Origin of the sequence: Thalassolituus sp. UBA2009 (assembly GCF_002335285.1) — a bacterium.
GTDB lineage: Bacteria > Pseudomonadota > Gammaproteobacteria > Pseudomonadales > Oceanobacteraceae > Venatoribacter > Venatoribacter alkanivorans.
On the sequence record NZ_DDCJ01000005.1, the window covers coordinates 27,751 to 34,749 of the forward strand.

The 6,999-nt window shown below is 51.6% G+C and carries 5 protein-coding genes; all 5 read right to left on the reverse strand.

What is annotated here, in order from left to right:
* Positions 1–36: 36 nt before the first annotated feature.
* Positions 37–909: a succinate--CoA ligase subunit alpha gene (sucD, locus tag B3P58_RS00385; protein ID WP_286715125.1), complete on the reverse strand. Its 873-nt coding sequence runs from the start codon at positions 907–909 to the stop codon at positions 37–39.
* Between the two features lie 9 nt (positions 910–918).
* Positions 919–2,085 carry an ADP-forming succinate--CoA ligase subunit beta gene (sucC, locus tag B3P58_RS00390; RefSeq protein WP_145468894.1) on the reverse strand — a complete coding sequence of 389 codons (1,167 nt, stop codon included), beginning with the start codon at positions 2,083–2,085 and terminating at the stop codon, positions 919–921.
* 138 nt (positions 2,086–2,223) lie between these two features.
* Positions 2,224–3,669 carry a dihydrolipoyl dehydrogenase gene (gene lpdA, locus B3P58_RS00395; protein ID WP_286715129.1) on the reverse strand — a complete coding sequence of 482 codons (1,446 nt, stop codon included), beginning with the start codon at positions 3,667–3,669 and terminating at the stop codon, positions 2,224–2,226.
* 22 nt (positions 3,670–3,691) lie between these two features.
* A complete protein-coding gene (gene odhB, locus B3P58_RS00400; protein ID WP_286715131.1) occupies positions 3,692–4,900 on the reverse strand; it encodes a 2-oxoglutarate dehydrogenase complex dihydrolipoyllysine-residue succinyltransferase in 1,209 nt (402 codons plus the stop codon).
* Between the two features lie 29 nt (positions 4,901–4,929).
* Positions 4,930–6,999: 2-oxoglutarate dehydrogenase E1 component (locus tag B3P58_RS00405; protein WP_286715134.1), on the reverse strand; the 2,070-nt coding region annotated here is incomplete at its 5' end.

The following is a 6,999-nucleotide window of genomic DNA, read 5'->3' on the forward strand; positions in this document are numbered from 1 at the left end:
CCCGCCGTAGCGGGTTCTTTTTTGAGCCGGTAACACTTACCAGCCGGTTACTTCTTTCAGCGTCTTACCGATATCGGCCAGACTCTGACAAGTCGCAACACCAGCGTCCTGCAGTGCCGCAAATTTATCGGCCGCAGTACCTTTACCACCGGAGATGATCGCACCGGCATGACCCATACGCTTACCCGGAGGTGCCGTAACACCCGCGATGTAAGAAACAACAGGCTTGGTCACATTAGCTTTAATGTAAGCCGCTGCTTCCTCTTCTGCAGTACCGCCGATTTCACCGATCATAACGATGGCTTCAGTTGCCGGATCTTCCTGGAACATTTTCAGGATGTCGATAAAGTTGGAGCCCGGAATCGGGTCGCCACCAATACCAACACAGGTAGACTGGCCAAAACCGTAGTCAGTGGTCTGCTTAACCGCTTCATAGGTCAGAGTACCGGAACGTGAAACAATACCGACTTTACCTGGCAGGTGAATGTGACCCGGCATAATACCGATCTTACATTCTCCCGGAGTGATAACACCCGGACAGTTAGGTCCGATCAGGCGAACGCCCAGCTCGTCACACTTAACTTTCGCATCCAGCATATCCAGTGTAGGAATACCTTCAGTAATACAAACGATCAGCTTAATGCCGGCATTAGCGGCTTCAAGGATAGAGTCTTTACAGAAAGGAGCTGGTACGTAAATAACAGAAGCTTCAGCACCGGTTGCAGCAACCGCGTCTTTAACGGTATTGAATACCGGCAGACCCAGGTGTTCAGTACCACCTTTACCCGGAGTTACACCACCAACCATTTTGGTGCCGTATGCAATCGCCTGTTCAGAGTGGAAAGTACCCTGAGCACCGGTAAAGCCCTGGCAGATCACTTTGGTGTCTTTATTGATTAAAATGCTCATGATTACCCCTTAATTGCCAGCTGCAGCTGCGACCACTTTCTGGGCTGCGCCAGTCAGGTCGGTATCCGCGATAATGTTCAGGCCGCTTTCAGTCAGAACCTTGGCGCCCACTTCAGCGTTGTTACCTTGCAGGCGAACAACCACAGGAACCTTAACACCGACTTCTTTTACAGCGCCGATCACGCCTTCAGCAATCATGTCGCAACGCACGATACCACCAAAAATATTGATGAATACGGCTTTTACTTTTTCGTCAGACAGAATAATTTTGAATGCTTCAACCACACGTTCTTTGGTTGCACCGCCACCTACGTCGAGGAAGTTAGCTGGCTGACCACCGTGCAGTTTCACGATATCCATAGTACCCATCGCCAGACCGGCACCGTTCACCATGCAGCCGATGTTGCCATCCAGTGCTACGTAGTTCAGTTCCCACTCAGCAGCGTGAGCTTCACGTGCATCTTCCTGGGAAGGATCATGCATTTCCTGCAGATCTTTATGACGGTAAACCGCGTTGCTGTCGATGTTGATCTTGGCATCCAGGCAGTGCAGATTGCCTTCGGTGGTGATAACCAGCGGGTTGATTTCCAGCAGCGCCAGATCTTTATCAACAAACAGTTTGGCCAGGCCCAGGAAGATATTGGTGAACTGCTTCACCTGATCACCTTTCAGACCCAGCTGGAATGCCAGTTCACGACCCTGATATGGCTGCGCGCCTACCAGTGGATCAATCGTGGCTTTCAGAATTTTTTCCGGAGTTTCTTCCGCTACTTTTTCAATTTCCACACCGCCCTCAGTTGAGGCCATAAATACCACACGGCGTGAAGAACGGTCGACGACCGCACCCAGATACAGTTCCTGAGCGATATCGGTGCAGCTCTCAACCAGAATACGGCTGACCGGCTGACCCTTTTCATCAGTCTGGTAAGTTACCAGGTTTTTACCCAGCCACTTGTTGGCAAACTCAGAGATTTCTTCTTTGGAAGAAACCAGCTTCACACCACCGGCCTTACCACGGCCACCGGCATGTACCTGAGCTTTAACAACCCAGCGGTCACCGCCAATGGTGTCGGCCGCTGCTGCAGCTTCTTCTGCAGTTTTGGCTGCCACACCGTTCGATACTGGCAGACCATACTGAGCAAAAAGCTGTTTACCCTGATATTCGTGAAGGTTCATCGCTTTCGTCCTGTTTCTCTTATTGAGTCGGGGGTTACCCAACAGCCTGTGTTAACCGGGCAGCCAATCGTGTCGGCAGTACTTATTCAGCACTCTCGCCCGGCCATAAAGCGAGGCCCGGAACTCCGGGCCAACGTATTACTTTTTCGCTTTGGTCTTACGATTCGCTTTGTGAATCGCATTATTGTTAACGGCCAAAGCTGCTTCATGCACCGCTTCAGAAACGGTTGGGTGTGCAAACACCATCATGCCCACATCTTCAGCGCTTGAACCAAACTCCATTGCCACAACAATCTGCTGACACAGATCACCGGCATTCGGGCCAATCACACTGGCACCAAGAATACGGTCAGTTTCTGCATGGGCGATGATTTTCACAAAACCATCGGTATCAGCAGCGGCCATTGCACGGCCATTAGCTGCAAACGGGAACATACCAACGTTGTATGGTTCACCATCTGCTTTAATCTGCTCTTCTGTTTTACCAACCCAGGCAATTTCCGGGTGGGTGTAAATGACAGAAGGAATCACATCGTAATTCAGCTGTGCTTTATGACCGGCGATACGCTCGGCAACCATCACACCTTCCTCAGATGCTTTGTGTGCCAGCATAGGACCACGCACCACATCACCAACAGCCCAAACGCCAGGAGCATCAGTGCTGCAGGTTTCGTCGACGTGAATGAAACCACGCTCGTCCATATTCACACCGCAGTCGCCACTCATCAGGCCTTCGGTGTAAGGACGACGGCCAACCGCAACGATCAGTTTGTCGAAGACTTCTTTCTTCTCACCTTCGGCATCCTGATAGGTCACAGTTACCTGCTTACCTTTTACCTCAGTACCGGTTACACGGGCACCCAGACGGATGGTCATACCCTGCTTGGTGAACAGTTTCTGCGCTTCTTTGGCAACGGTCTGGTCAACCAGATGCAGGAATTTGTCCTGCGCTTCCAGTACAACCACTTCCGCACCCAGACGGCCCCAGACACTGCCCAGCTCCAGACCAATGACACCTGCGCCAATAACGCCCAGACGTTTTGGCACTTCGCTGAATTCCAGCGCGCCGGTGGAATCGACAATAACGCCTTCGGTCAGCGGTGCTGGCGGAATATTCACCGGCACAGAACCTGTGGCAATGATCACATGCTCAGCTTCGAGGATTTCAGCAGTTCCGGCGTGACTGGTAAATTCGACCTTTTTACCAGCCAGCAATTTACCGGTGCCTTCAAATGGCGTTACACCATTGGCTTTGAACAGCGTCGCAACACCCATTGTCAGGTTTTTAACGATCTGATCTTTGCGCTTCAGCATCGCGGCGATATCGATATTGACTTCGCCAACGCTGATGCCATGCAGAGACAGTTTCTCTTTGGCTTCTTCGTACTTGTGCGAAGTATCCAGCAAGGCTTTGGAAGGAATACAGCCCACATTCAGGCAGGTTCCGCCAAATACAGCCTTACCATCTTTGCTCAGCCATTTATCGATACAGGCAGTGTTCAGGCCCAGTTGTGCACAACGGATAGCTGCGACATAACCGGCAGGACCACCACCGATAACGACGACATCAAACTTCTTACTCATCTTTATTTCCTTAACTATCCGATTAAATGTCTAACAGCAGACGGGCAGGATCTTCCAGAAGATCTTTGATCGCCACCAGGAACTGCACGGCCTCTTTACCATCGATCATACGATGATCGTATGACAGTGCGAGGTACATCATTGGCAGAATCACAACCTGACCGTTCACAGCCATCGGGCGTTCCTGAATCTTGTGCATGCCCATAATGGCCGTTTGCGGTGGATTCAGAATTGGTGTGGACATCAGAGAACCGAAAGTACCGCCATTGGTAATAGTGAAAGTACCACCCTGCATTTCATCAATGCCCAGCTTGCCGTCACGGGCACGGCCGGCGTAATCGCCGATGGTGCTTTCAATTTCAGCCAGACCCATACCATCGGTATCACGCAGAATAGGTACAACCAGACCACGCTCGGTAGAAACCGCAACACCGATATCCTGATAGCCATGGTAAACCATGTCATTGCCATCAATAGAGGCATTCACTGCCGGGAAGCGTTTCAGTGCTTCTGTTGCCGCCTTCACAAAGAACGACATAAAGCCCAGTTTAACGCCGTGTACTTTCTCAAACTGATCTTTGTACTTGGCACGCAAATCCATAACCGGCTTCATGTTGACTTCGTTATAGGTCGTCAGCATTGCGGCATTCTGTTGTGCTTCAACCAGGCGGCGGGCAATAGTGGCACGCAGACGGGTCATAGGCACGCGCTTCTCAATACGGTCGCCTTCCGGAATCACCGGCGCTTTGGCCGCTGGTGCAGCCGCTTTGGCCGGAGCCGCGGCTGGTGCTGATTTCGGAGCAGATTTCAGATGGTTAACCACATCTTCTTTGGTCACACGACCATCTTTACCGGTCGCGGCAATGGCTGACGCAGCTACGCCGTTTTCTTCCGCAATTTTACGGGCCGCAGGGCTCATAATTACGTCGCCGGCCGCCGCAGGCTCAGCTGCCGCAGGTACTGAAGCTTCTGCCGCAGGAGCAGCCGCCACTTCACCAGCAACGAAGACCGCAAGAACTTCGTCACTCAGTACAACATCACCCTCTTCTTTCAGCACATTTTTCAGTGTGCCATCGGCCGGAGCAACAACCTCCAGCACGACTTTATCGGTTTCAATATCCACCAACAGCTCATCACGCTGCACAGGTTCACCAGGCTTTTTATGCCAGGTAGCAACCGTGCCGTCAGCGACAGACTCAGGAAAAGTGGGTGCCTTAATTTCAATGCTCATTATGTTTTCCTTAATATTCCTGCGGTTACCTAGCCCTGGAGTCCCAGAGCGTCACGAATTAATTTTTCTTGCTGTTCAAGGTGCAGTGCCATATAGCCTGCTGCCGGAGAAGCAGAAGCTGCACGACCGGCATATTCCAGATGCAGATCCGGATTCAGCTGCGACAACGCACGGCGCATATGGTGCTGACTGCTGTACCAGGCGCCCATGTTCATTGGCTCTTCCTGGGTCCAGACAACTTCTTCGACATTGCTGTATTTAGACAGCACTTTGGCAAGCTGCTTGGCCGGGAACGGATACAACTGTTCTATACGAACAATGGCAACATCCTTGATTTCTTCTGCACGGCGACGTTCCAGCAGGTCGTAATAAACCTTACCTGAACACAGAAGCACCCGGCGTACTGCCGCTGCTTCCAGCTCATCAACCTCATCAATCACTGTATAGAAGCGACCGCCTGCCAGCTCTTCCAGAGTACTGATAGCCAGTTTATGACGCAGCAGACTCTTCGGTGACATAACCACCAGCGGCTTACGCAGCGGACGAATTACCTGACGACGCAACATGTGGTAAACCTGAGCCGGGGTGGACGGCACACAGATCTGTACGTTGTGTTCAGCACAGAGCTGCAGATAACGCTCCAGACGGGCTGAAGAGTGCTCTGGCCCCTGACCTTCATAGCCATGCGGCAGCAGCATAGTCAGACCGCACAAACGACCCCATTTGTGTTCACCGGATGAAATAAACTGATCGAATACCACCTGCGCACCGTTAGCAAAATCACCGAACTGGGCTTCCCAGATAACCAGCGCGCCCGGTGTCGTAGTGGCATAACCGTATTCAAACGCCAGAACCGCCTCTTCTGACAACAGAGAGTCGTACAGATCAAAGGCTGGCTGCCCTTCTTTAACATGCTTAAGTGGAATATAGCTGGAGCCGTCTTTCTGGTTATGCAGAACCGCATGACGGTGAGAGAAGGTTCCACGCCCTACGTCCTGACCAGTGATACGGATCTGATGACCTTCATGCAACAAGGTTGCATAAGCCATGGTTTCCGCAAAGCCCCAGTTAATTGGCATAGCGCCCGCAGCCATACGACCACGATCTTCAAGAATTTTGCCGACCTGACGCTGCACCGAGAAACCTTCCGGTACTTCCAGCAGTTTATTCGCCAGTTCCTGCAGCTGTTTCAGATCAAAGCGGGTATCCGCACGCGCGGTCCATTCATGTCCGAGGTACGGAGTCCAGTCAACGAACAATTCGGTATTCGGCTCTTTTACCAGACTCTTGGCAACGTGATGACCGTTATCCAGCGCCTTACGGTAGTCCTCTTCCAGCTCTTTACTGCTTTCTGCGGTCAGAACGCCTGCGGCAATCAGCTTATCGGAATAGAGTTCACGGGTGGTCTTCTGCGCTTTGATTTTTGCATACATCAAAGGCTGAGTGCCGGACGGTTCATCCGCTTCGTTATGACCACGACGGCGGTAACACACGAGGTCAATCACCACGTCTTTCTTGAATTCATTGCGGTAATCAACGGCCAGCTGAGTAACGAACAATACGGCTTCCGGATCATCGCCATTAACATGCAGAATCGGCGCTTCAACAATTTTGGCAACATCGGTGCAGTATTCGGTAGAGCGAACATCTTCACGCTTGGATGTTGTGAAACCAACCTGGTTGTTAATCACAATATGAATAGTGCCGCCGGTTTTGTAAGCGCGGGTCTGTGACATCTGGAAGGTTTCCATCACCACACCCTGACCTGCAAACGCTGAGTCACCGTGCATAATAACCGGAACAACTTTTTCACCGGTCTCGTCGTTGCGGCGATCCTGACGGGCACGTACGGAACCTTCAACCACCGGAGAAACAATCTCCAGGTGAGATGGGTTGAAAGCAAGCGCGAGGTGAACTTCACCACCAGATGTCATTACGTTGGATGAGAAGCCCTGGTGATACTTCACGTCACCATGGGATTCGTAATGCACTTTACCGTCGAATTCATCAAACAGATCGGACGTCTTTTTACCCAGGGTATTAATCAGCGTATTCAGTCGGCCACGGTGTGCCATACCGATAACAATTTCTTTGGCGCC